General features: G+C 55.9%; 17 protein-coding genes and 2 pseudogenes. 12 read left to right on the forward strand and 7 right to left on the reverse strand.

What is annotated here, in order from left to right; genetic code table 11:
* The first annotated feature begins 4 nt into the window (after positions 1-4).
* From AC2FFA_RS10125 to AC2FFA_RS10140, 4 genes are all read left to right on the forward strand, one after another.
* Positions 5-1,009 (forward strand): ABC transporter ATP-binding protein, encoded by a 1,005-nt coding sequence (locus AC2FFA_RS10125; protein WP_496851536.1) that lies wholly within the window; start codon positions 5-7, stop codon positions 1,007-1,009.
* The gene (locus AC2FFA_RS10130; RefSeq protein WP_496851538.1) at positions 1,006-1,779 is read left to right on the forward strand and encodes an L-iditol 2-dehydrogenase; all 774 of its coding nucleotides are present in this window, start codon (positions 1,006-1,008) and stop codon (positions 1,777-1,779) included. The genes AC2FFA_RS10125 and AC2FFA_RS10130 overlap by 4 nt, the downstream gene beginning before the upstream one ends.
* The gene (locus tag AC2FFA_RS10135) at positions 1,779-3,284 is read left to right on the forward strand and encodes a mannitol dehydrogenase family protein (protein ID WP_496851540.1); all 1,506 of its coding nucleotides are present in this window, start codon (positions 1,779-1,781) and stop codon (positions 3,282-3,284) included. Before AC2FFA_RS10130 ends, AC2FFA_RS10135 begins: the two co-directional genes overlap by 1 nt.
* A 489-nt stretch (positions 3,285-3,773) precedes the next feature.
* Entirely contained in the window at positions 3,774-6,698 is a 2,925-nt protein-coding gene (locus tag AC2FFA_RS10140) for a M10 family metallopeptidase C-terminal domain-containing protein (protein WP_496851542.1), read from the forward strand.
* A gap of 106 nt (positions 6,699-6,804) precedes the next feature.
* On the opposite strand, the pseudogene AC2FFA_RS10145 reads toward AC2FFA_RS10140, so the two are convergent.
* Positions 6,805-6,924, reverse strand: a pseudogene (locus AC2FFA_RS10145) (IS3 family transposase); the annotation flags it as partial.
* Between the two features lie 373 nt (positions 6,925-7,297).
* Positions 7,298-7,987, reverse strand: coding sequence for a GntR family transcriptional regulator (locus AC2FFA_RS10150; RefSeq protein ID WP_496682981.1), 690 nt, complete (start codon positions 7,985-7,987; stop codon positions 7,298-7,300).
* Positions 7,988-8,099: 112 nt separating this feature from the next.
* Between AC2FFA_RS10150 and AC2FFA_RS10155 the strand changes: the two are divergent.
* The 3 genes and pseudogenes from AC2FFA_RS10155 (at position 8,100) to AC2FFA_RS10165 (ending at position 12,252) form a co-directional block, all read left to right on the forward strand.
* Positions 8,100-8,985, forward strand: a pseudogene (locus AC2FFA_RS10155) (AbrB family transcriptional regulator).
* Positions 8,986-9,196: 211 nt separating this feature from the next.
* Complete coding sequence (locus tag AC2FFA_RS10160) at positions 9,197-10,936, forward strand: type I secretion system permease/ATPase (protein WP_371415324.1); 1,740 nt, start codon at positions 9,197-9,199, stop codon at positions 10,934-10,936.
* Positions 10,936-12,252, forward strand: coding sequence for an HlyD family type I secretion periplasmic adaptor subunit (locus AC2FFA_RS10165; protein ID WP_496718209.1), 1,317 nt, complete (start codon positions 10,936-10,938; stop codon positions 12,250-12,252). Before AC2FFA_RS10160 ends, AC2FFA_RS10165 begins: the two co-directional genes overlap by 1 nt.
* An 11-nt stretch (positions 12,253-12,263) precedes the next feature.
* On the opposite strand, the gene AC2FFA_RS10170 is transcribed toward AC2FFA_RS10165, so the two are convergent.
* Genes AC2FFA_RS10170 through AC2FFA_RS10180 form a run of 3 tightly spaced genes read right to left on the reverse strand, consistent with a single transcriptional unit; the run spans position 12,264 to position 15,275 of the window.
* Positions 12,264-13,271 (reverse strand): ABC transporter substrate-binding protein, encoded by a 1,008-nt coding sequence (locus AC2FFA_RS10170; RefSeq protein ID WP_496851544.1) that lies wholly within the window; start codon positions 13,269-13,271, stop codon positions 12,264-12,266.
* On the reverse strand, positions 13,250-14,617 hold the full coding sequence (locus AC2FFA_RS10175; RefSeq protein ID WP_496851546.1) for a sensor histidine kinase: 1,368 nt from the start codon (positions 14,615-14,617) through the stop codon (positions 13,250-13,252). The genes AC2FFA_RS10170 and AC2FFA_RS10175 overlap by 22 nt, the downstream gene beginning before the upstream one ends.
* Positions 14,607-15,275, reverse strand: a complete 669-nt coding sequence (locus AC2FFA_RS10180; protein WP_117873333.1) for a response regulator transcription factor — start codon at positions 15,273-15,275, stop codon at positions 14,607-14,609. The genes AC2FFA_RS10175 and AC2FFA_RS10180 overlap by 11 nt, the downstream gene beginning before the upstream one ends.
* Before the next feature lie 108 nt (positions 15,276-15,383).
* Between AC2FFA_RS10180 and AC2FFA_RS10185 the strand changes: the two genes are divergently transcribed.
* From AC2FFA_RS10185 to AC2FFA_RS10205, 5 genes are all read left to right on the forward strand, one after another.
* On the forward strand, positions 15,384-16,364 hold the full coding sequence (locus tag AC2FFA_RS10185; protein ID WP_117873335.1) for a Bug family tripartite tricarboxylate transporter substrate binding protein: 981 nt from the start codon (positions 15,384-15,386) through the stop codon (positions 16,362-16,364).
* 67 nt (positions 16,365-16,431) lie between these two features.
* On the forward strand, positions 16,432-16,914 hold the full coding sequence (locus AC2FFA_RS10190; protein ID WP_117873337.1) for a tripartite tricarboxylate transporter TctB family protein: 483 nt from the start codon (positions 16,432-16,434) through the stop codon (positions 16,912-16,914).
* Position 16,915: 1 nt separating this feature from the next.
* On the forward strand, positions 16,916-18,427 hold the full coding sequence (locus AC2FFA_RS10195) for a tripartite tricarboxylate transporter permease (RefSeq protein ID WP_496851549.1): 1,512 nt from the start codon (positions 16,916-16,918) through the stop codon (positions 18,425-18,427).
* Complete coding sequence (locus AC2FFA_RS10200) at positions 18,420-19,604, forward strand: CaiB/BaiF CoA transferase family protein (RefSeq protein ID WP_496851550.1); 1,185 nt, start codon at positions 18,420-18,422, stop codon at positions 19,602-19,604. The genes AC2FFA_RS10195 and AC2FFA_RS10200 overlap by 8 nt, the downstream gene beginning before the upstream one ends.
* Complete coding sequence (locus AC2FFA_RS10205; protein WP_496851552.1) at positions 19,601-20,368, forward strand: citryl-CoA lyase; 768 nt, start codon at positions 19,601-19,603, stop codon at positions 20,366-20,368. The genes AC2FFA_RS10200 and AC2FFA_RS10205 overlap by 4 nt, the downstream gene beginning before the upstream one ends.
* A 4-nt stretch (positions 20,369-20,372) precedes the next feature.
* Here AC2FFA_RS10205 and AC2FFA_RS10210 read toward each other — a convergent pair whose 3' ends face one another.
* Together AC2FFA_RS10210 and AC2FFA_RS10215 are read right to left on the reverse strand one after the other, a co-directional pair.
* Positions 20,373-21,569 carry an acetate/propionate family kinase gene (locus tag AC2FFA_RS10210; protein WP_496851554.1) on the reverse strand — a complete coding sequence of 399 codons (1,197 nt, stop codon included), beginning with the start codon at positions 21,567-21,569 and terminating at the stop codon, positions 20,373-20,375.
* On the reverse strand, positions 21,566-22,963 hold the full coding sequence (locus tag AC2FFA_RS10215; protein ID WP_496851556.1) for a bifunctional enoyl-CoA hydratase/phosphate acetyltransferase: 1,398 nt from the start codon (positions 22,961-22,963) through the stop codon (positions 21,566-21,568). The genes AC2FFA_RS10210 and AC2FFA_RS10215 overlap by 4 nt, the downstream gene beginning before the upstream one ends.
* Positions 22,964-22,996: the final 33 nt, after the last annotated feature.

A 22,996-nucleotide genomic window follows, 5' to 3' on the forward strand; every position in this document is an offset into this window, starting at 1 on the left:
ACTCATGGGACGTATACAACTCAAGTCTGTGACCAAGAAATTTGGCGACGTTGAGGTTATTCCACCCTTGGACCTGACCATTGAAGATGGCGAATTCACCGTTTTCGTCGGCCCATCGGGTTGTGGCAAGTCCACGCTCCTGCGCCTGATCGCGGGGCTGGAGGATATCACCAGCGGCCACATAGAAATCGATGGCGCAGATGCAACAGACGTGCCGCCCGCCAAACGAGGACTGGCTATGGTGTTCCAGTCTTATGCGCTTTACCCGCATATGACCGTTCGCAAGAACATCGCATTTCCGCTGCGCATGGCGAAACTGGACCAGGCTGAAATCGACAGGCGGGTTGAGGGCGCGGCCAGTGTCTTGAACCTGACCGACTACCTGGATCGCCGCCCGGGCCAGTTGTCCGGTGGTCAGCGTCAGCGCGTCGCCATTGGTCGGGCCATTGTTCGTGAACCCGCTGCTTTCCTGTTCGATGAACCGCTCTCCAACCTCGACGCAGCACTGCGGGTCGGCATGCGGTTGGAAATCAGCGAACTGCATGAACGCCTCGCCACAACGATGATCTACGTGACCCACGATCAGGTAGAAGCCATGACGATGGCCGATAAGATTGTTGTACTGCAAGCCGGTGTGATCGAACAAGTAGGCAGCCCGCTGGAATTATATCGGACGCCGCGCAACCTGTTTGTAGCGGGGTTCATTGGTTCACCCAAGATGAACTTCATCGCAGGACCGGAGGCCGCAAAACACGGGGCCCAAACGATAGGTATTAGACCGGAACACATTGCAGTTTCGGAAACCGAAGGAGAATGGTCCGGGGTCGTTAGCGTCTCGGAACACCTTGGTTCGGACACATTTTTCCATATCCACGAAACCGGTTTGGCTGAAACGATTACCGTGCGTGCAGACGGTGAGGTCGGTTTCCGTCATGGGGATCGCATACACCTGACACCACGCGCCGATGTGATCCATCGATTTGACGTAGACGGCCTGCGGATCGAATGAAACGTCTGACGGGCAAAACAGCCCTGATCACTGGGGCAGCGCGGGGCATTGGATTGGCATTTGCCAGGGCCTATGTGGCAGAGGGTGCGCGCGTCGCCGTCGCCGACATCGACTTCCAGCGCGCGCAGGACGTAGTCGCCGACATTGGCGCGGCGGCTTTCGCTGTCGAGATGGACGTGACCAACCAGCTGAGCATTGATCAGGCTGTAGCAAAAACCGCGACCCAATTCGGCCCGATCGACATTTTGATCAACAACGCAGCTATCTTCACCGCCGCACCAATCATTGAGATTGAACGCGCCGACTACAATCGCGTTTTTGACATCAACGTCGGGGGTGCGCTGTTTACGATGCAGGCAGTTGCCAAACATATGATCGAGCACGGAACCAAAGGCCGAATTATCAATATGGCCTCGCAGGCGGGACGAAGGGGCGAACCTTTGGTTGCTGTCTACTGCGCCAGCAAGGCGGCGATCATATCCCTTACCCAATCGGCGGGGCTGAACCTGATCTCTCATGGGATCAATGTAAACGCGATTGCCCCCGGTGTCGTCGATGGCGAACATTGGGACGGCGTGGACGCCTTTTTTGCAAAGCATGAAGGCAAGCCCCTTGGCCAGAAAAAGCGTGAAGTGGCGGCAGCTGTTCCATATGGCCGGATGGGGCGCGCGGAAGACCTGACAGGCATGGCGGTTTTTCTGGCCTCTTACGAGGCCAAGTACATCGTCGCGCAGACTTACAATATCGACGGCGGAAACTGGATGAGCTGATGGACCCTGTGGCGAACGCGAAATCTCCTACACTGCTGCGGCAAGACCGCCTTTCAGATCTGCCAACAACCATGAATACTCCGAAGTATGAACGTTCGGATCTGACGCCGGGCATCGTTCACATTGGATTGGGTAACTTCCATCGCGCGCATCAGGCCTGGTATATTCACCAGCTCATGCAACAGGGGCAGGCCCATGACTGGGCGATCGTCGGGGCGGGTGTGCGAAGCTATGACGCCGCTATGCGAGAGCGACTGCTTGCACAGGACTGCCTTACAACGCTGATCGAGTTGGGTCCAAAAGGAATGTCTGCTGAGGTGATTGGCCCAATGATCGATTACCTGCCGATCGAGGAAAACAACGCCGCCCTCATCCAGGCGATGGCCGCGCCGGCTACTCGGATTGTTTCGCTGACCGTTACCGAAGGTGGTTATTTTCTGGATGCCAACAACGGCGCCTTCGATACTGATCACACTGACATTCGTCATGATGCAGATAACCCCAATCAGCCCCGTACGGCCTTCGGTGCGATGGTTGCGGCCCTCAGACAACGGCGCGCCGAGGGCTTGAAGCCGTATACGGCGCTCAGTTGCGATAATCTTCAAGGCAACGGATCAATTTTGCGAAACTGTATTGTCGGATTGGCGCGCATGTCCGACCCGGAACTGGCCAGCTGGATTGACAGGAATGGCGCGTTCCCGAATTCAATGGTGGATTGCATCGTGCCAGCAACGACTGACCAATTGGTTTCGCAATGCCTTACCCTTGGCGTCGATGACAAAGCGCCCGTCTCGCATGAGAACTTTCGCCAATGGGTAATCGAGGATGCCTTCTGTGCCGGGCGCCCGCCTCTCGAAAAGGTCGGAGTAACACTGACCCACAACGTTCATAGTTACGAGAAAATGAAGTTGCGCATTTTGAACGGAGGTCATCAACTGCTCGCAAATGTCGGAGAAATACTGAATGTTCCGACGATTGCCGACTGCATGAAGGATCCGGCCATCGCGGCATTCTTTGGAAAAGTGCAAGCTGAAGAAATCCTGCCTCATGTCGAAGCCGTTCCCGAAACAACTGCGCAAGAGTACCTTGAGTTGGTTGAAAGGCGATTTGCAAACACTGCGATTCTTGATACCACACGCAGGGTCGCATTCGACGGATCGGCACGACATCCGGGATTCTTGCTGCCTTCGCTGCGCGATGCACTTGCATCAGGTTCTTCTGTACACGGGCTCGCGCTTGCCGAAGCGTTCTGGTGCCGGATGTGTGCGGGTGTTCGTGAAGATGGCTCCGAGATCACTCCTAATGACCCCCAGTGGGAAAGCCTGAACAGAACAGCGCTGGCGTCCAAAACCGAACCTGAGCTTTGGCTGGAGCAGGGTTTCTACAGCGGTGACTTTGGAATCAGCCCACACTTTTCCAAAGCCTTTGCCCGCTGGCTGACGCTGATATGGCAGCGTGGCAGCCGAGTCGCCATTGCTGAGTATGTCGCCAACGGTTCAACGTAGCAAATCGCTCTCGGCGCTCAGTTCGATCGGTGTGCATGCACCGCGGTTTCTGGCTTTTGGAATTTTATCTGATGTCAGCGCAAATGGAACGCGTAATCAGGCGAAAGACGTGTGGATACCACCTTCGGCGATCCTGACTGATACAAAAACACTGGAAATCCCCCCCCGACAGAGCCTGCAAGGCAAGTCTTTGCGGGGATAAGGAAAAACCTACCCTCCGGATCAAAAGCGTCAAGAGGAGTTCCGCAAGCTGAGGCGGAAATTGGGTCGAGCACCCCACCGCAATCGGCCGCAGGTGTCGCCGTACAGGTAGTGCTCGCGATATTCTGTGCACTCATGAGACGATTCTACCGTTGAAAGAAAGTGTCATTTGAAACATGGTGTCACCTACTGTTTCAAAAGGATCGGTGCGTAATAGCTTGTCATAAAAAGAACAATTTAAGCGTGCATCCGAGTGCAATCTAATCTTCCGACGTACAGGGCTGTGCAATGGCTACTACGACTATAATTCCAAGACCTTCCGCTTCTTCTCCGCTCAGCTCGATACAAGGTTTTGTTGCCTACGGTGACGGCAATCCTTCGAACACCACCGTAATTTCCTATCACTTCGAACAATACGTGGGCACACAAGCGTGGAGTGCAGAATACAAGGCGGAATTCCGAGCGGCTCTCTCTGCTATCGAGGCCGTGGCAAATGTGAGCTTTGTCGAGTCCGGCAGTGCTTCAGCCGACTTGGTGGAAGCTATTGCGCCCACAAGTTTTTTTACAGATCCCAGAACGCTTGGCTACCACTACACGCCATCAAGTCGTCCCTCCGAAGGGGCTTTCAATACCGCTTTTTGGACCGCTAATTCTGGTCTAGGTGGCAACGGCGATCCGGGTGGTTACTTCTTTACTACATTGGTTCATGAACTGGGGCATGCTCTGGGGTTGGCTCACCCGCACGATTCTTTCCTAGGAACAACCGTGATGAATGGCGTCACATCGCCATTCAATTCATTCGGGACCGGTAACCTGAATCAGGGTGTCTACACGGTGATGTCGTATAATGACGGCTGGACCCAACAGAACGGAATTCTCTCTGTCAACGCAACTTATGGTGGTTCAACTGGGTTCGGCGCTCTGGACATTGCTGCGTTGCAGGCGATGTATGGCGCCAATACCAGCCACAACTCTGCCAACAATACCTACACGCTTCCTTGGGCAAACGTTGCGGGTACCGGCTATCAGTCTATTTGGGATACTGGTGGAAACGATACCATCCAGCATGTTGGCAGTTCGAAGGCGCGGATCGACCTGCGGGCCGCAACACTGGACTATTCCGAGACCGGCGGCGGCGTAGTGTCTTACGCAGAGGGCATAAAGGGCGGCTTTACAATCGCTCATGGCGTTGTGATTGAAAACGCGATCGGTGGGACCGGTGACGACGTGATCGTCGGGAATACCGCTCAGAACGTTCTGAATGGCAACCATGGTCACGACAAGATCTATTCAGTGTCCGACGGAACCAACAACAATACCGTTTATGGCGGCTTGGGGAACGACACCATTTATCTGGCGAACGGTTCCGGCGCTGACCAGGTTTCCGGTGGCCAGGGCGATGATTGGGCCATTGTTACCAACAATGCCGGCTCGTTTTCCGGAGGAAGCGGTACTGACACAGTCCGATTTGTCAGCGCCATCAGCAGCTATCTGTTCATCAAAAACGGCACGAAATACGAATTTATCGATGCCGTGTCGCGTATCACCTTTACGGTGGAAGATGATGTCGAGGCCATTCAATTCCTGAATGGATCACAGGCGTATAGCCGTTCGAACATCGAAACGGCCATGCAACTCTCGGATATCGAGACAGCCGGCACGACATTGAAACACGCAACTCAGGGCATTTACGTACTGGATGCAGGCAGCTCGAACGTGACGCTGATTTTTAATGGTCAGGCTGTTGGTCAAAACACGATTGCCGGCTGGCAGGCCATTCAGGCCGAGGCTTCGGGCGGCGGTTACAAAGTGTTGTGGAAAAACGTGGATGGGACATATGGGGAATGGACCGTCAACTCCAATGGTCAGTTCCTCAGCAGCAGCAGCATCGGCAATGTGGCAGATGTTGAGGCCTTCTATGGCGCTGATTTGAACAATGACGGGCTGACGGGTCACGGTACGGTCACGCTTGAATCCAATGGCTCCACGACACTCGTTTCGTCAAGTCTGGGTTCGTATTTTATTAACGGCACCATTGAACTGACGCTCAACGGTGCCAAGGCCGGCCCGGGCAGCTTCCCCGGCTGGCAGGCCATTCAGGCTGAGGCTTCTGGCGGCGGCTACAGGGTGCTATGGAAGAATTCGGACGGTACGTTTGGGGAATGGGTGGCCGATGCCAGTGGCCGTTTTGTCAGCAGCAGCACCATAGACGACGTTCGAGATGTCGAGGTCTTCTATGGCGCCAACCTGAACAATGATGCACAAATCGGCCATATCACGACCAGCATCGAGTCCAACGGTTCCACGACGCTGGGATGGTCAACCAATGGCGCATATGTAATTGGCGGCAACATCGACTTGAAGCTCAACCAGGTTATTGCCGGTCCTGGCAGCTTCCCCGGCTGGCATGCGCTTCAGGCCGAGGCTTCTGGCGGCGGTTATCGGGTGTTGTGGAAGAATTCCGACGGGTCTTACGGAGAATGGACTACGAACGCGGCTGGTGAATTCCAGAGCAGTGCAACAATCAACAATGTTGCGGATGTCGAGGTCTTCTATGGCGTTGACCTGAACAATGACGGGCTGACGGGTCATGGAACGATCAACATTGAATCCAACGGCGGGACAACGCTGGGGGCGTCAACCCAGGGTGAATATCTGATTGACGGCACCACGACTTTGACATTCAACAACGCCACTGTCGGGCCGAACAGTTTCCCTGGCTGGCAGGCCATTCAGGCCGAAGCTTCGGGCGGCGGCTACAGGGTGTTGTGGAAGAATTCGGATGGGTCCTATGGGGAATGGGTCACGGATTCCAATGGTGTATATGTCGGTTCCAACACCATCGCTGACGTGGCGGCAGTCGAAACCTTCTATGGCTTTGATATCGACGGCAGTGGGACAGTCGGAAACGGACTGCCCAAACTCGCTCGAGTTACGGCAGCCGATCAGAACACACCGACGGGTGAAGAAAATTTGGGAATGTCTGATTGGGATGAAACGGTCGATTATCTGAAGTTCGTCGCCGATCTTGGCGGTCACGAAGACGCAGAAGACGACTACACGCTGGTAAGCTTGCATCAGGCTCAGGATACGGTGCTCCCTGTTTCCGAAGACCCCTTGGCCGCCTTGTCGAGTGGAAACATGGACATCGAGGACGACGAGACCAGTCCGACACTTATGCCCCTTTTGGACGAAGACAGCTTTTGGGTTTAGAAAAACTTTGGCGCTGGAAGCGGCCCGTTCGGTTAGACTGACGGTGCCGTTTCCGGCGTAGTTCAAAGTGGACGTGTCGCATGTTAGTGCGGCCCCAAGTGCTTGGTTAGACCACTTTCCGTTCGAAGGCGGCTGGGCTTTTCCAACCTATTGCTGAGTGCCGTCGACGTGGGTTGTAGACGCCATTGATGTATTCGAAGATTGCCAATTTGGCAGTTGTTCGGGTCGGCTAGGGTCGCAGCCAAATCAGCACCGCATTGGCAACTGCATCCCTCATCGTGCCCTGCCCCAAGATCGAACCGGCCATGATTTCCCCGGCGTCGCCAAAGGTTTCTTGTTTCGCCGTTTGCGGGCGAACATTGCGCTGTTTCGACGACCTCGAGCCCCAGACAAGTGAAGGTTACGCAAGTCCACTGAGAAAATTCGCAGAATGGCGGCTTGCGGCTTAGGCATGTGTTCGACTTCGCCGTATGTCCCGATCAAAAGGTCCGAGAGGCTTGAATGAATGCAGTGAAAATGTCGGGTGTGATGAGAATTGCCACCACCGATCACAGTGATGTTCTAAGCATCTTTGTGAGGAGGTATTTTTTACGTTTGTCCTATTGACCTTGATCGGTTGTGCGGTCGCGTTTTTGAAGGGCGCGAATGCGCATCCTCTGGGCAGCCTCAATATGTGCTCGCATTTCCATCTCGGCCGCTGCGCTGTCGCGAGATTTGAGGGCTGTCATAATGCACCGATGTTCAGCGACTGCGGCATCCGCCCGCTCATTGTCCAACAGTTGTGACGGTCCAAGAAACAGCAGCGCCTTTTGCAATGAAAGCATGGATTTCGTCAGAAACCGGTTTTTGGCCGCATCCAACAGCGTGGCGTGAAACACCCGGTTGATCCGGGCAGCTTCCGGCCCGGTACCTGCTTTGGCAAGTCGGTCGTTCAGAACCTCCAGCTCGTCCAATTCGACATCTGACGCAGCTCGGGCCGCCAGGCGGGCCGCAGTACCTTCGAGCACGGCGCGCATCTCATAGAGCTCCATCACTTCGGCATAACTCAGGCTTCGGACCGATGCGCCCTGTCTCGGCACATGCGTGACAAGCCCATCAGCCTCAAGCTGTCGGATCGCTTCGCGAACAGGAGTTCGGCTGACGCCCAGCCGTTCAGACAGGTCTATTTCTCTCAAGCGATCGCTGGGCAAAAGCGCGCCTTCGCGAATCTCATCCAGCAGCCGCTGATACACGGTATTGCCTTGTGGGCCCGGCTGTTTCGCGTCGTCCTGGTAGATCATCATGCTCATACTTGCATTTTGCATCCAGTCGAATACAACAGAATACATTATGGGTCAATGGCAACGGAATTCAAGTTTTTCCCGTTTCAAAGAACCCCTTTCCCGCCTTGTGAAAAGGTAGGTGATTTTTGGAATTGCAGTGCTTGGCACAGCAGTCTTTTGGATATTGGGTCTTCCGCTACCGTTCTTGTTCGGCCCCATGGCCGCTTGCCTGATCGCCGCACTGGCCCAGGCGCCGATGAACGGGTTTGGGCAGGTTTCCGTCGCAGTCAGGACGGTCTTGGGCGTTGCAGTTGGTGCATCGATCACGCCAGCGCTATTCGTCAATTTGCCCAAGATGGCCGCATCGATCATGTCGGTCCCCGCCTTCATTGTCCTGATCGCTCTTATTGGTGTGCCGTTTTTCGCAAAGTCTGGGGGTTTGACGAAAAACCGCTTTTTACGCGGCGATGCCGGGCGGATTGCAGGACATAAACCTTTTTTGGCACCGAGGCTGGAGCCGAGCCGAGAACCCTGTCTTTGATCCATGGTACGCGCGTGTTGATCATCGTCACTTTGGTACCATTGTTCCTGACGGTTTACTACGGTGCCGACCTCACCAACCCTATTGGGCAGCCAGCGCATGAGTTACCAGTTCATGAGCTGCTGCTGATGGTTCTGGCGGCACTTATTGGCTGGAAAGGTGGAGAAAAATTGCGCTATTGGAGTAAAGTATGTCGGCGTGACTTGGGGTGAATTGCGCCGGATCGTTGCCTATGTTGTTGTGCTGGCCATTCTGGCCGCAGGATTCACTGCCGTAGTTACAACTCTTGAGTTGGGAAGCCCCGTCGAAGCTTTTCTTGCTTTCGCTCCGGGGGGGGCAGGCCGAGATGACGGTTCTGGCAATTGTTTCGGGCGCTGATCTAAGCTTTGTCATCACTCATCACCTGACACGGATCGTGCTGGTCATCATCGGCGCACCCATCGCCGCCAACCTAATCTTGCGTTGGTCCAATCCGCGGAAATAGTCAGGTCCTTTAGGCATCGACCCCAGAGCTTTGATGCGATAGTGGCGCAAAACACAAATGTTATGACATTCTTTTTGGCATTGGCCAAAAAGTGCCCTTTCCTGTGCATGGTCTGCGGTTTCTTGCTCAAAAAAACATGTGCAAACTTGGCAACGCTGAACTAACTTTCTAAATGCGGCGTTGCCTTCCGGAATGATGTGGATTTAAAACTGTGAAACCTCAACACCGCGTATCAGCGGCCCCTCGCCATGAATTGCGCAAAGTGCGCAATCAGGGCATCGCCTTTCTGGCCTTGGCGTTTTTGTTCAGCATCTTCGTTAACCTGCTCATGCTCACAGGTCCCCTGTTCATGTTGCAGGTATATGACCGGGTTCTTGGCTCGCGAGCGGTTGAAACTCTGACCGCACTGTTTTTGCTCGTCGCATTGCTTTATGCGCTGATGGCTATGCTCGATTATGCGCGTGGTCGCATCGTTGCCCGCTTTGGCGCCCGGTTCCAGTCGCAACTGGATGAACGCGTTTTCGAAGCCACATTGCGCCGATCCCTGGTGCCTCAGGTGCGATCAGCTCCGGCGACCGCACTGCGAGATCTGGAGGCCATTCGTACCTTGTGTTCTTCGCCCGTATTGCTTGCAGTGATGGATATTCCGTGGACGCCCGTTTTCCTCGGGGCAATTTTCCTGTTTCATCCACTTCTTGGCTGGTTGGCAGTTGCAAGCGGCTTGCTACTGGTAATGATTGCACTGCTTAACCAGGCCCTGACCAGCCGAAAGGTGGCCGCTGCGCAATCTGCAGCGGCACGAGCGAACGCTTTCTCTGAGCAGGCGAGGCAAGCGGCGGAAGTTGTGCGTTCTCAGGGAATGCAGGCGGACGTCACCAAGCGGTGGTTGAACCAGCGAACGGATGCTTTGCGTCAAAGCATTTCTGCCAGTGACTGGACCGGTAGCTTCACGTCGCTGACTAAATCGCTTCGGCTATTTCTTCAATCGGCTATGCTGGCTCTGGGCGCGTGGCTGGTTCTGCAAAACGAAATGACTCCGGGTGCGATGATTGCAGGCTCGATCCTTTTGGGGCGTGCCTTGGCACCGGTCGAGCAGGCTGTCGGCCAATGGGGATTGATCGAACGGGCACGCACGTCCTGGATCTCTCTGACCCGGTTTCTGGACCAGACACCGCCGGAAGAACAGCGGATACGTTTGCCGATCCCCAAGTCGCAACTGGAAGCCAAATCCCTGACAGTAATCCCTCCGGGCGCTTCTGCGCCAACGTTGCGGAATGTGAACTTGAAACTGGAACCGGGAAAGGCGCTTGGTGTCATCGGAAAAAGCGGATCGGGCAAGACGACCCTAGCCAAGGCATTGCTTGGGCTTTGGAGGCCCGCAGCCGGCGAGATCCGGTTGGGCGGCGCCACTTTGGACCAATACGATCCAAACGATCTGGGCAGCCATATCGGGTACTTGCCGCAGCAGGTCACTCTGTTTAACGGAACCGTTGCTGAGAACATTGCGCGGATGTCGGAAAACCCGGATTCCGAGGCGGTGGTTGCGGCGGCCAAAAAGGCCAATGCACACGAACTGATCCTGTCATTGGAAAAAGGCTATGGCACATTCCTTGAGGGCAATGACAGTCAGTTGTCGGGCGGTCAGAAACAGCGCATAGCGTTAGCCCGCGCGCTATATGGCGATCCGGTCTTGCTCATTCTTGACGAGCCGAACTCGGCCCTGGACGCAGACGGCACCGAAGCCTTAAATGCGGCCGTGCGTGGCCTCAAGGCGGCAGGAAAAGGCGCCATCATCATGACGCACCGCCCGCAGGCCATTTCGGAATGTGACGATCTGGCAGTCGTCGAAAAAGGCCAAGTGGTCAGGTTCGGCAGTCGCGATGAGGTTCTGAACGCAATGGTCCAGAATGCGGGCGCGATTAAGCGCAAGCTCAGCCCCGTAGGTGAATAATGGCGAAAAAATCTACTAAAAAGCCGCTGCCAGTCTGGGGCATCAAAACTCCTGCGTTTGTAGGATTTCTTGCCCTTGGCATTCTGGTTGGCGGATTGGGGCTTTGGGCCGTGAAAACGCGGCTGGCCGGAGCAATTGTTTCTCCGGGTGTAATCGAAGTGCAGAGCAATCGTCAGGTCGTTGAACATCCAGACGGCGGCGTGGTTGGCGAGATTTTCGTGCGCGACGGTGATGGAGTCGCTTCGGGCGATTTGCTTTTGCGGTTGGATGACACGTTTATGTCGTCGGAACAGACTATTGTAGAGTCTCAACTCTTTGATCTGCTGGCCCGCCGTGCCCGGCTTGAGGCCGAACGGGACGGTTTGACATCCGAAGACTTGGCGGCACGCCTGGCCGAGGTTCAAAAAGAAAACAACATTGATCCCGACCTGATTGAGGGACAACAGAACCTGTTTGACGCCCGCCTGGAAACTCTGTCCAAGCAGGATGAGCAGCTGCGCAAACAGCTGGTTCAGATCGAAAGCGAGATTGAAGGCACACAGGCTCAGTTGGTCTCATTGCGCCGCCAGACCGAGTTGATTGAGGCGGAGTTGGAAGATCAGCAAAGCCTGTTGAGCAGGGGTTTGACGCAGAACAGCCGGGTTCTGGCGCTGCAACGGGAAGAGGCCAGCCTTACAGGTGAAATCGGCAAGTTGGAAGCGGCTGTCGCGCGACTGAAGGGACAGATTGCGTCTACCGAGATTCAGATTGTCGAACTGACCGCGACCCGACGGGAAGAAGCAATTACCACTTTGCGGGACGCTCAGGCACAGGTAGCGGAACTGTGGGAGCGACGCCTGTCCTTGGCAGAACGTTTGACCAGGCTGGAAATCCGTGCGCCTGTCAGTGGAACTGTCTACGGCAGTCAGGTCTTTGCATTGCAATCCGTCATTCAGCCGGGCGAACCTATGATGTATGTGGTTCCGCAGGACACGCCGCTACTGGTTGCTGCGCGGGTCGATGCAATCCATGTGGATCAATTGCATGTTGGGCAACCCGTTGCCCTGCGGTTCCCGGCGTTCAATCAACGCGAAACGCCCGAACTTGAGGGACAGGTCAACAACGTCTCAGCGGACACATTCACGGATGAACAGTCTGGTTTCACCTTTTACCGCGCCGAAGTAGTGCTGAATGACGGTGAGATCGACCGGCTCAATGGTCAGGAACTATTGCCGGGCATGCCGGTTGAGACACTGATCAAGACCGATGAACGCACACCGTTGTCCTACCTTGTGAAACCAATGGCGGACTACTTCAATCGCGCGTTTCGCGAATGATGCGGACGCGGTTATCGCTGGATAACCGCGTTTTCCCATTCAGCCAGAAAACGGCGGCGTTTCAGCTTGTCCAGAAATGTCATGAGGGCCGGGTCCAGCCCAATCGTTTCGCGGTCAGTGCCAGTCTCGTGTGTTGCCAAGGGTGGCAAGGTAACGCGGTCGCCTACCCGCTCGGTTTGGTTGGAAATCAGGTGTTTGAGAAAAGACGTGGCAGCGTCCGGTTGAGGGGTGCCATTCAATACCATCGCTGTACGCATCATGGTTGTCTGAAAATCTGATGGCAGGATGATTTCCACGGTGTCCTTGCTTCCGGCGCGGGCTTCGGCATAGCTGCCCAGAACATTGTAAGCCACCGCAATCTCTCCATTGACGAGGTCATCAATCATATCTGCCGAACAACAGTACAGGCGCACGTCCAATCCACCCATTACCTCCATGAGCCGCCAATAGGTCTCAGACGCACGGGCATCCTGTGTTGCGAACAGGTAACCCAGACCGGATTGACGGATATCATAGGTACCTACTCGGCCCCGAAAATCATCGGGGTGCATACGAAGGATTTCAATCAGTTGTTGCCGGGTCTCTGGGATATGGCCACCGGCAAAGGCCGCCCGGTTGACCATTATGGTCGCGGGTTCAGAGGTGAAAGCGAAAAGGCTTTGATGCCATTGCGCCCAGGATGGCAGTGATATGTCGTCAATGATGCGCCCAAATCCGTCGTTTGCCAGCTTCAGTTGCAGATCCATCGCACTGGAGATTACGACATCAAAATCTTCGGGCGCGGCACGGACTATTCGGTCAATATCCGCGGTGCCTGTCACCATGTATTCAACAGAGATACCGGGGTTTTCTTCGATAAAATCGGCGATCAATGGCTTGAACAGAAAGGTGTCCGTGCTTGAGATGACGCGAAGACGCACCTCATCCGTCGAGGCGTTGAATACCTGCCTGTCCTCCCAGATCTGGGCGACAGCAACGACAGGAAGACTGAAGAAGATCAAAGCGATAAAACTACGCAAGCGCCGCCCCCTTGCCGATTGGCCAGTTCCAGTGTGCCGCCATGGGCAGTTGCGACGTCCTGAACGATAGTAAGGCCCAATCCCGATCCGATGGTACCGCTTGCGTTCTGCCCGCGTTCAAAGCGGCGTGTCAGCGTATCGATTTCGTTTGGGTGAAACCCCGACCCACGGTCTTTGACGATTATCTGAATGTGTGGTTCTGAAACAACCTCTATGCGGACAAAACTGTCCGCAGGAGCATATTTCAGAGCATTGTCGATCATGTTTCGCACAGCGTTTTGAATAAGGATGGGGTCACCTGAATAGGAAACCTTTGGATCGCCGCTCAGGGAAAGTGACAAGTCCTTCATCTCGGCTATTGGCGTCAGGCGTTGCACCAGATCATGGACCAAAGCGTTGAGATCAATGTCTTCGCGCTCCAGATGATCGGCACGGAACGTGATCATCGCGTGGTCCAGCAATTGCCCTGCCGCGCGCGAACTTTCATCAATGGCCCGCACCATCGAGCGCAAAGCTTCTCGGTTTTCTTCCTTTTCGACCCTCTGCAAGGTGGCATCGGCGTAAGATCGGACTGTTGCCAGAGGGGTACGTACCCGATGAGCAGCCTCGGCGATAAAGTCTTCCGATTGGCTCAGCGACTGATCCAGTCGCCCCATCAATGAGTTCAACGACGCCACCAACGGAGCCATTTCGCGGGGTACGGGTTTTTTAAACGGGCTCAGGTCCTGCGGGCCGCGCCGCGTGACAGAAGTCGTAAGCCTGTTCAATTGGCCGATAGTAGATGAAGTTGCCCAAAACGACAGTGCTGCGGCAAGGGCAAAAAAACTGATGCCCAATACCGCTGCGTTGCGTGAAATCTGGTCCAGGGTTTCCGCAAGCGCATCCTGTGTTTGGCCCAATGCGACCTCGATGACGGATTGTTTGTTCAGGCCCACAAGGGTCCGCCGCGCGCTGACTTGACGGATAGTTTCACCCCGTATCTGACTGGATCGAAAGCTCCACTTGCTGTCGAATTGCCCAGTGATCGGCGGCAGATCTTCGTATCCGGAAAGAAACACGCCATCCTGAAAAATCGCATAGAAAACCCGGTCATCGGATGGCGTGCTTAGCATTGCGAAGGCTGCGTAGGGAATATCAACCTCCAACTGACCGTCGCGCAAGGCGGCCGCGTCCAGAATTGACGTGACCGACGCCCCGAGGATGTTGTCTTGTCCTTGTTGCGCGACCTGTGCGGCATAGTTGCGAACCGCAACAAACAGAAGAAACGCAAGGATCGCGGCACCACCAATCAAAGTCAGAACCAACCTGTTCCGAAGCGATCCTGACACATGAGGATCAGGAGGCATGATCCAGCCTGTATCCAAGACCGCGGAGCGTGGTGATCTTCAGGTCCGAAGGTTCAAGATGTTTGCGAAGGCGGCCAACGTAAACCTCGATGGCATTGTCCGAGACGTCGTCATCATAAGAAAAAAGCCGGTCCGTGAGCTTTTGTTTCGAAAACACCTGTCCCGGCGCACTGATGAACAGTTCCAGAAGGCGCAGTTCACGGTTGCGCAACGAAACAGTTTCATCTCCGACAGTTAGATGACCTGCCAAAGGGTCAAAGACTATGCCACCCACTTCTATCGTAGTCCTGGCATTCCCGGATTTGCGGCGCAGGACGGCGCGGCAGCGAGCCTCAAGCTCGGCATGATCGAAAGGCTTGGTGACGTAATCGTCGGCCCCCAGATCCAGAGAGCCGATTCGATCCGAGACCTGGCTGCGTGCCGTCAAAATGATCACAGGGGTGTCCAGATGGCCTGCACGATGCCGTTTCAGAAAGTCGCGGCCGTCCCCATCCGGTAACATGATATCCAGCAGGATAAGGTCGTATTCCTGTGTTTCTGCAAAAGCGGTCGCCTCATCCAGTTTAGACGCGTGATCAACCACATGGCCGTCCAACCTCATGCGGGAACAGATGGCATTTGCCAGATCAATATTGTCTTCCACAAGCAGGAATTTCATGGGGTTTTTGCTATTTTTTCGCTCGTGACAGGTTGATGTCAGGTTGATGTGTTTTTGTTCTACCCAATCTGTGCCGCTATGCGGCCGGTTGTCAAATGGGAGGACATAATGACGACATTCACACTGGGCCGTCGCGCCCTGATCGCAGCTGTGGCTGCTTTTGGTCTGGCCGGGCCATCTCTGGCTGAAGAACAGGTCGTGGACAGCATCCACTTTCTGATCCCCGGTGGTGCCGGTGGCGGCTGGGACGGTACCGCGCGCGGCACGGGCGAAGCGCTGACAAAAGCGGGTCTCGTAGGCACGGCGTCATACGAAAACATGTCGGGTGGCGGCGGCGGCAAAGCCATTGGGTTCCTGATCGAAAATGCCGACAGCAACCATGGCACGCTGATGGTGAACTCCACGCCAATCGTGATCCGTTCATTGACCGGTGTATTCCCTCACAACTTCCGCGATCTGACGCTGGTTTCGGGCACTATCGGTGACTATGCCGCGATCGTCGTGGGCAAAGACAGTCCAATCAATTCGATGGAAGACTTGCTTGCCGCTTTTGATGCCGACCCAAGCGGCACTGCGATCGGTGGCGGCTCTGTTCCCGGCGGCATGGACCATCTGGTTGCCGCCATGGTGATGGAAGCAGCGGGTAAAGATGCGCTTGGCGTGAAGTACATCCCCTATGATGCGGGCGGCAAAGCCATGGCGGCCCTGCTGTCGGGTGAGATCGCAGCCCTGTCCACCGGTTTTTCGGAAGCGGTCGATCTGGCAAACGCGGGTGAAGTCAAGATTATCGGCGTGACGTCCGAGGAACGCGTTGATGCGGCTCCTGACGCGATGACGATGAAGGAACAGGGTATTGATACCACGTTTGTGAATTGGCGCGGCTTTTTCGCGGCCCCCGGTCTGCCCGAAGACAAGCTGGCTGCCTACCAGGAAGCGATTGCCAAGATGTATGACACCCCGGAATGGGAAGAGGTTCGTGCACGCAATGGTTGGGTCAACATCCACAACTCGGGCGCTGACTTCCAGTCGTTCCTGGAGCAGCAGGAACAGCAGATCGGCGATCTGATGAAAAAGCTGGGTTTCCTCTAAGCCCTTATTCAGGCAGAGCGGGTAGACCGCTCTGCCTCCTCACGAACAAGAGCAGGGAGGGGGTCTCATGGCGCTGGATCGCTGGATCGCACTCATTCTTCTGGGTGTGTGTTTGACATATGGCTACGCCGCTTGGTTCACGATGGATGGCGGTCTGCCCCCTTTCATGCAGAGAAACCCAATTTGGCCCAGTACGTTCCCCAAAGTGCTATCGGTTCTGGGTATCATCACCACCACGATCATTTTGCTGGGCTTTGAAAAGACGGAACCAAAGGAAGCCGATATCGATTATCGGCGGTTGGGAGAATACCATCTTGATCAGGCGCTTATGCTACTGGCCTTGATGGTCGTCTATGCGCTTTGCCTGCGCCCCGTCGGGTTTCTGATCTCGACTTCGGCCTTTCTGATCCTCGGGTCTTTCATTCTGGGTGAGCGGAAATGGCACGTCATGCTGCTCGTCGCGCTGATCGCCACCGGCTCGGTCTGGTATCTGGTTCAGGAAGTTCTTGGCATCTACATGCGCCCATTGCCGGGCATTTTCGGAGGCTGACATGCTCGAAGGACTACTGATCGGCCTGCAAACGGCCTTCTCAATTCAGAACCTGCTGATGGTCATCGCAGGGTGCCTGATCGGTACTTTCATCGGCATGCTTCCGGGTCTTGGGCCGATGTCGATCATCGCCATCATGATCCCGGTCGCGATTTCCATGGGCGACCCGTCCGCAGCGCTGATCTTGCTGGCCGGTGTGTATTACGGCGCCATCTTTGGCGGTTCGACGTCTTCTATCCTTCTTAATGCGCCGGGGGTCGCGGGGACCGTGGCTTCCAGCTTTGACGGCTACCCAATGGCCCGCCAGGGCAAAGCAGGCAAGGCGTTGACAATTGCTGCTATTGCAAGTTTTGCCGGCGGTACGATCGGGGCCATTTTGTTGATGGTCTTTGCCCCCGCTCTGTCTTCGGTGGCGCTGTTGTTCCACTCGGCCGAGTATTTCGCGCTCATGGTCGTGGGCCTGTCCGCAATCGCAGCCTTCGCAGGTACTGGTCAAGTGGCCAAGGCGGTCATCATGACGCTTGTTGGGTTGATCATGGCAACAGTTGGTGAAGGCGCATTGTTCAACTTGCCGCGTTTCACCATGGGTATCATGGACCTGCAATCGGGCTTTGGCTTCATCACGCTTGCCATGGCCATGTTCGCCTTGCCCGAAGCGCTGTTTCTGGTGCTCAAACCAAAGGATCTTCAGGGAGATGACGGCGAGATCAAAGACCTGCGCATCACAGGCAGTGAAGCCAAGGCCATCGCGCCTGTGATCGGCCGTCAATCGGTACAGGGGTTCTTCATCGGGGTTCTTCCCGGCGCAGGCGCAACGATTGCCAGCTTCCTCGGCTACGCGGTCGAGCGCAACATTGCCCCTAAAGAGGAACAGGAAGAATTCGGCAAAGGGTCAATAAAGGGTCTGGCAGCGCCCGAAACGGCCAACAATGCGGCATGTACCGGTTCTTTCGTGCCGCTGCTGACGCTGGGCATTCCCGGGTCTGGCACCACCGCGATTCTGCTTGGCGCTTTGATTGCCTTGAACGTGACACCTGGCCCACGCCTGATGCTGGACGAGCCACAGATTTTCTGGGCCGTGATCATGTCAATGTTCATCGGCAACCTTGTCCTGCTGATCCTGAACCTGCCGCTGATCCCATATATTGCCAAGGTTCTCTCGGTTCCGCGCACTTACCTGATCCCCTTCATTCTTTTCTTCACCCTGATGGGGGCCTATATCGGGCAGAATAACGCGACTGAACTTTTGATACTCGTCGGCTTCGGTATTTGCGCCACGGCGTTGAAGTTTGCTGACTACCCGCTTGCACCGCTGCTGATTGGCTTCATCCTTGGTGGCATGATGGAAGATAACTTCGCCCGGTCGATGCAGCTTTATGACGGCATCGCCTTCATCTGGGAGCGTCCAATGACGCTGGGTCTTCTGGTTATCGCAGCGCTATTGGTGCTTCTTCCCAGCTACCGCGCGCGCCGCGCACGGGCTCGGGCAGCAGGGGTTGCCGAAGGTGACTGAGCCGCTGGCAGGAATACGGGTTCTCGATCTGACGAATGTCCTCGCGGGTCCGTATTGCTGTTATCAACTGGCGCTTATGGGCGCTGAAGTGATCAAGGTCGAGCGCCCTGATGGCGGCGACCTTGCCCGCGTCCTGGGAGCTGATCCTGCCAGAAACAAGGCCGGTATGGGCGTCAGTTTTCTGGCGCAAAATGCTGAAAAAAAGTCCATCACGCTCAACATGAAAACAGAAGAGGGCAAAGTGCTGCTGAAGCGGCTTGTCCAGACCGCGGATGTTTTGGTGGAGAACTTTCGCCCCGGTGTGATGGATCGGCTTGGACTTGGATATGGCGTCTTGCGCGATGTGAACCCCAACCTGATTTACTGCGCCATAAGCGGGTTCGGACAGGATGGTCCCCGCCGAGGCGATCCGGCATATGACCAGATCGTGCAGGGTATCAGTGGCGTGATGTCCGTCACCGGAGGACCAGACACTGCGCCCTATCGCGTTGGTTATCCATTGGCGGATACGGTCGGGGGGATGACGGCCGCGTTCGCGGTTTCTGCTGCCCTGAACGCTGATCCTCGGGGAGCCTATCTGGATGTGGCGATGTCCGAGGCTGTGATTTCGACAATGGGTTGGGTCGTATCGAACTATCTGGTGGGTGGTGTCACTCCGGAAGCTCATGGCAACGAAAACACCACGTCAGCGCCGTCAGGAACATTTGAAACCTCTGATGGCCTCATCAACATTGCCGCCAACCGCGACGAGCAGTGGCAGGCACTGGCCCGTAATTTGGACCGCAAAGACCTGCTGGATCACCCGGACTACGAAACACGCGAAGACCGTAAGCGCAATCGCCACGCCCTGCGTGAGGCGCTGGAGGAAACTCTGCGGACCAGAGCGGCATCGGACTGGGCAAGCGAACTCAACGCAATTGGAGTGCCAGCGGGGCAGGTATTGACCGTGCCCGAGGCGCTTGATGACGAACAACTTGCTGGTCGCGGCCTGATCGGGTCTTTGCAGGTGCAGGGCGAAGACATGAAACTTGCGGGAAGCCCTGTTGTATTGAATGGATTACGGCAAATGCCGCGCACCGCACCACCACAGCTCGGGGCGGACAATAGTACGATCTGGTCTGAAATTGGGCTATCCTGCGCGGAAATTGACGCCTTGAGCAAGGAAGGCATCATATGAGCGATGTGTCCGATTGGTGGACGACTTCCATCATCGATATGGAACCGGGTCGGATCGACCTGCGAGGGGAGCCGATCCAGAATCTGATAGGGCATCTCAGCTTCGCGGAAATGATCTGGTTCATGGTACAGGGCGACCGACCATCTGGCGCGCAGGCCCAGTTGTTCGAGGCCGCGTTGGTCGCCGCCGTGGACCATGGACCTCAGGCGCCTTCCATCGCGACGGCGCGCATGGCCGTGACCTGTGGGCTGCCTCTCAACAACGCGATGGCCAGTGCCGTGAACATGTTGGGGGATATTCATGGTGGCGCTGGCGAGCAGGCCGTTGCCCTGTACCATTTCGTGGCGCAACATCCTGGCCGTTTGGAGCAGGCGCTGGATGAGTGGATAGAGAGCGAAGGAAAGATTTTGCCTGGCTTTGGCCACCGGTTCCACACCCCGACTGATCCCCGTGCACCGCGCCTGATGGTATTGGTTTCAGAGGCCGTGAAAAACGGGGCTTGTAATGGTCACTTTATGCGGATCGGGCAAGATATTGAGGCTGAACTGGCACGGCGCAAGGGGAAACCCGTTCCGATGAACATTGATGGGGCCACAGCGGTTATCTACGCCGAGCTTGGCTTTGCACCGCCGCTGGCGCGCGGTCTCTTCTGCCTGTCCCGATCTGTTGGCATTCTGGCCCATGCGTGGGAACAGATGCAGCAGGGAGGCCGGAACAAGGGACCGACTCCGCCTGCCTATCGCTGGACGTACACCGAAACGTAGGTCGCTAGGCAGTTCTGAGCCGAGGACGTTTGGCCAACAGATCTGCCGCTGCACGGGCAATAACCAGTTCTTCATTGGTCGGGATTGTCATGACCACGACGCGTGACAGGTCAGTTGAAATGATCCGGTCATTGTCCGCATTTGCGTCAGGATTCAGCTCGATGCCCAGCCATCCCATCCCCGAGCAAACCCGGTCACGCACCAGACGCGAGTTTTCCCCGATCCCACCGGTGAATACCAAGGCATCGATTCCGCCGAGAATGGCCGCCATTGCCCCAAGCTCGCGCCGAATACGGAAAGTGAAATAGCTGATCGCCTGACGGCTTTCGCGTGTGTCCGCCTTTTCCAGGGTGCGCATATCGTTGGACAACCCGGACAGGCCCAACAACCCGGACTTCCGGAACAATAGGTCTGAGATTTCGTCAGCGGTCAGCCCTTCCTGGTCCATCAGATACAGGACCACTCCGGGATCCAGTTGACCACAGCGTGTACCCATCGGCAGCCCGTCGAGGGCTGAAAACCCCATGGTCGAGCCCACTGATCGCCCTCCGATCATCGCACACATTGATGCACCATTGCCCAGATGGGCCACGACCACGCGTCCTTCGTGCAGAAGCGGCGCTGTTTTTGCCATGTGATCCGATATGTATTCATAGCTGAGCCCGTGAAAGCCATAGCGTCGAACACCTTTGTCGTAATACTCGCGCGGCAAGGCGAAAACGTCGTTCTCCCAAGGGTGATTTCGGTGAAAGGCCGTATCGAAACAGGCAATCTGAACCGCGTTTGGAAAACGTTCCATCGCCGCCCTGACCCCGGCCAGATTGTGCGGCTGATGCAAAGGCGCAAACGGAGACAACTTGTCCAGCGTTTGAATGGAAGCCTTGGTCAGCGGCACAGGTGCGTCAATGTCAGGTCCACCGTGGACAACACGATGCCCTACCGCAGTTACGTCGCAGTTAGGAAAAGAGCGGGCCAGCAGGTTCAAAACCCAGTCCAGGGCCGAGGCGTGATCACTGATTTCTCCGGCGGTGCCGCTGGCAAGGACACTTCCGTCGGAAGACTTTGCTTTAACAAGCGGTTCCTGTTCACCAATGTTCTCGACCGCACCGGTGCAAACCATGATTGGATCGTCTTCGGTTAGTTCAAACAAGCCAAATTTCATCGAAGACGATCCAGCGTTCAGTGTCACGACATGTGTCATGTGGGTGCTCCGGTGCGTGAAAGTGAGAAGGAGTCGTGCAGGGCTGCCACGGCGCAGGATGCAAGTCGAGCCTTGTCGTCATCGGCACGGCTGGTCAAAATGATGGGCGCTTTGGCCCCCATGACCACACCGGCGCCTTCTGCATTGGCGATATAGGTCAGTTGCTTGGCCATCATGTTCCCGGCGTCCAGATTGGGCACCACCAGAATATCCGTTTTGCCGGCAACATCAGACACGATCCCCTTGGACCGGGCAGCAGCAAGGCTGACCGCATTGTCCATGGCCAGAGGGCCGTCGACCAACCCACCCGTAATCTGGCCGCGTTCCGCCATTTTCGACAGCAGGGCCGCATCGACGGAAGATCGGATCGCCGGATTGACGGTTTCGATTGCAGAAAGAATACCTGCCCTGGGACTTTCGATCCCCAGCGACAAGGCCAAGTCGATTGCGTTCTGGACAATGTCAATCTTGGTTTCCAGATCCGGTTCGATATTGATCGCCGCGTCTGTCACCAAGAGTGGTCTGGGTTGTCCGGGCACATCCATGACAAAGACATGGGTAAAGCGGCGACCGGTGCGCAGGCCATTCTCGCGCCTGAGCGCGGCTCTTAACAGTTCGTCCGTATGCAGATGCCCTTTCATCAGCGCCTTTGCTCGACCTTCCGCAACAAGATCGACCGCCGTGTTGGCCGCGCTGAAATGATCACTTTGCGGTATGATTTCAATCCCTTCCAACGACGCTCCGATTTCGGCGGCAGCGTTGGCGATTTTGTCCGGGTCACCGATCAGAATGGGGGTGATGATCGTCTCATGCGCGGCCAACAGGGCTCCACTCAGGGCATTGGGCTCTTCCGGAGCCACAACAGCAGTAGGCATAGGCGGCAGCGGGCGTACCTTTTCCAGCATGGCATCAAAATGACGATGACGTTTCACCACCAGCCCAGGCAAATCCAATTCGGCAAACACCATCTCTTTCTCCGGCGCGATCACGACGGCCTGCCCGCTGACGATCACGGCTCCGTCCGATGGGCGCGTAACGACCGTGTCAAAGACAACTTCCCGGTTTGGTCGCTTTTCCAAAACGGTGACTTTGGATACCAGCTCATCACCTGCATGCGCCCTTCCAACAAAGTCAAACCGCTGCGATTTGTAAAGCGTCCCTGCCCCCGGCAGAACGTTCCCCAAGACTGCCGAGATCAGGGCTCCCACGAACATTGCAGGTGCAACCGCTTCTTTGGTGTGGTCGCCGTCGCCGTCTTCGCTGGCTAGATGGAGAGGATTGTGATTGCCCGAATTGTTGGCGAACACATAGAAATCGTCGACCGAGCAAGTGCGGACCAACTCGGCGGTATCGCCGACCTGAAGCTTGTTGTAAGGCTTGTTGTGGTACTGCATGAACTATAGTTTCTGTTTCGATCCGTTTGGCGG

It is taken from the genome of Ruegeria sp. YTSB088 (assembly GCF_059609825.1).